3 protein-coding genes are annotated in these 2,968 nt (G+C 37.6%); all 3 read right to left on the reverse strand.

Annotated elements, in window-relative coordinates; genetic code table 11:
- Nucleotides 1-254: 254 nt before the first annotated feature.
- On the reverse strand, nucleotides 255-518 hold the full coding sequence (locus QZU45_RS11850) for a hypothetical protein (RefSeq protein ID WP_295355554.1): 264 nt from the start codon (nucleotides 516-518) through the stop codon (nucleotides 255-257).
- 134 nt (nucleotides 519-652) lie between these two features.
- On the reverse strand, nucleotides 653-1,372 hold the full coding sequence (locus QZU45_RS11855) for an endonuclease (protein WP_295355556.1): 720 nt from the start codon (nucleotides 1,370-1,372) through the stop codon (nucleotides 653-655).
- Between the two features lie 88 nt (nucleotides 1,373-1,460).
- Entirely contained in the window at nucleotides 1,461-2,498 is a 1,038-nt protein-coding gene (locus QZU45_RS11860; RefSeq protein WP_295355558.1) for a Gfo/Idh/MocA family oxidoreductase, read from the reverse strand.
- Nucleotides 2,499-2,968: the final 470 nt, after the last annotated feature.

Consider the following 2,968-nt stretch of genomic DNA (forward strand, 5'->3'; position numbering starts at 1 on the left):
ATAAAAGAGAAACACTACACCGAATCTCTTGAAGATTACTGTGGCAATATTATTTTAGTTGGCATTAACTATGATAAAGCCACAAAGGAACATTCCTGTATTATTGAGCTGATAAAAAAGAGCTGTTAAACTTAAAGATAAGGAATTCTGATCCAGTATCTTATTGAAGTTATATGGATTAATTACTCCATATCCTTCCTGCTCCTCCTTTTGAGACTTTAACCGTACGATTAAAATGTAGTTAGGAAGGTATATCAGTGTTTACTATTTAACACTTCCCCTGCTACCAACACACCGGTGTAAACCGTAGTCATCAGACCAACATAAATATACTCGCCAACGGTCATGTCTTTCTTTGGCTCTTCCTTTTTCTCTGTATTCTCTGCAAGCTCTGTTTCTACCACGGCAGGTTTTAACAGTTCTGCTTCTTCAGGAGTTCTCTGAATCTTAGGCTGAGAAGAACATGCCAGCAGGTTAAGAAAGGCTGCCAGAGTTATGAGAATAATGAATTTTGACATGAATATTATCCTAATTATTTTGGATTCAGAATAATACCAAGATTGAAGAAAAAAGCAAATATATCTGATTCTTTAGAAGAGAAAACAGAAATGTTTGGTGTCAGACTTTTACAAAATCAGTCTATAAATCAAAGTCAAAGGAGTCGGCATTTCTCCGTTATAAACGGATTATCGTTTCCCTGAACCAGCTCTATAAGCTCATTTCTTCTGCATTCATTCTTGTCTGGTCTGTACTGTTCATTCCAGGCTTTAAACATACGTTCTTCCGCCATCGTTAAAGCAAGGTTATAACGCTGACTCATGTATAGGTATGCTCTGGCAATAATACCTTTTGATCTGTTTGGAGGAACCGCCGTCTTCAGCTTAGGAGAAATTCTCATCTGACACTGTCCATATGTGAATAATGTCTTATCAGAACTGTTTATTCGATTGGTAAAACTGTAGTTGCTTCTGTCACTATGGATCTCTCCGATGGCAGGATACAGATTATGAAGGTCTGACTCCATCTTCGAGAATAGACTGCTGGTAAGCTCGCACTGTGCTCTTCCCTGACCTTTTGGAGCTGACATCCAGCATGGCAAAGTATGTCCAAAGGAGTAAGCGGGAACAATATGCTCAGCCTCAACTCTATGGGCTCTAACTTTATCCTCTCGAACTGAGTAGCCACAGCTGTCAAGTTCAGGTACATATCTATCAGAAGATTTAAAGACAAGCCTGCAGCCACAGTAAAGAGTCGTGGGATTATCAAGACGTGACTCTATAATCGTCAGATCCTGTTTTGCAGATGATATATCTGCAACTGCAGAAAGCGAGGTACACACCATTAGAGTTAACGCTAAAAGAAAGCTTTTCAAAGGCATTCCTCTTTATAAATTAAATTCCCTAGACACCGTTTAGGAAATTCATTAGTTGATTTATAAGCATTTTTTTATTTTAGATTCTCTAGACTCTGTTTAGGAAATTTATCCCTGCCTTCTCTCTCGCTGTTTCAAGGATCTCAAGAACTGTCAGACTTTCCTCGTTAAGCTGTTCTGCAAGCTTAAAGTCTTTATCGGTCGTAATCTTTGCAAATTTTTCAAATTCAAAGATCATTCTGTGTTTGGGCTCTTCGTGAATTAAAACTTCTTTTTTCTTTGCACGTACTGTTGCACCTGAGGCATCACGTGTGGTTGCCTTTGAGCTGTCGGTATAGCTAAGCTCTATGCGGTTAACATCGTTTGGCTTGCTGTCGACAAAAATCTCGCCGTCCTCTCCCTGAATTGATAGATAACATCTGCCATCTGCATCTTTACCTCCGATGCAAACCGCTTTGAAAGTATCATAATCCAGAATCAGAACACCTGACGTATCAATACCGTTAAAACCAAGATTAGGAAAATAATCTATACCTATTGGCTTTCCGAAAAGAGCAACACAGTAGTGGATGTTATATATATTGATGTCAAAAAGAGCTCCTCCGTAATACTCCGGATCAAAGGCATGCTCAACTACTCCTTTCCTGTAGCTGTCATATCTGCTTGAATACTGTGAGTAGTTTCCATTGAACAGTCTGATTTTTCCTATCTTTTCTATAGCTGACTTAAGAGCCTCAAAGGCTGGATTGTGTAGAATTGTAATAGCTTCAAAGAGAAACTGCTGTTTTTCCTTTGCAAGCATGCACAACTCTTTAGCCTGCTCATAAAAGCCAGTTAGAGGTTTTTCTAATATTACATTCTTACCGGCATTAAGAGCTTCTTTTGCATACTGATAGTGTGCGCTGTTAACCAGGCCAATATAGACAGTATCAGCTGACGATTCGGTTAACAGTTTATTATAATCAGTATAGATTTCGGATATCTGATGATCCATTGCTAATTTTTCAGCTTTTGCTTTGCTGTGTTCTCTTGCGTAGATTGCTGTTTTAGATACAGCAGGACAAAATCTAACGGCATACAGAGCATCTTCGATAATCTTTCCAGTACCGATAAAAGCAAGTTTCATTCTGCTCTCCATCAATTTCTTTTTATATTTAAGACTATTATAAACTCAAGTTTTTGTATTTCGATTTTACAGATAAACAGATTTCATATCCTTAATTATTAAAGCGCTGTATTGTTAGACGACTGGCATCGTAACAAGCGACGTCCACCAGCTGTTTTGGCTAAAAAAACATTTCACTTGGTGGTCCTGAGGGGTGGGTGGTGATAAAAACAGCTCATGAACGTTATGATTTACAAGAAAAAGTAATATAAATGGAATGGTGCTAATTTTACGCAATATGTTGGTTGGTATTATTACCAGACAAAACTTTTTTAATAAGATTATTAGGAACTCTAGTTTCCCACATGGAAATTTAAAACAAAACTAGATTTACTCTAGGTTTGATGCTCTTTAAAAACTTGTATTGATTTATTTTTGGGGAAGAGGTGTGATTATAAGCAAAAAAGGCTTATATATCTGATAGATATCGA

Origin of the sequence: uncultured Succinivibrio sp., from assembly GCF_902756765.1 — a bacterium.
Lineage (GTDB): Bacteria > Pseudomonadota > Gammaproteobacteria > Enterobacterales > Succinivibrionaceae > Succinivibrio.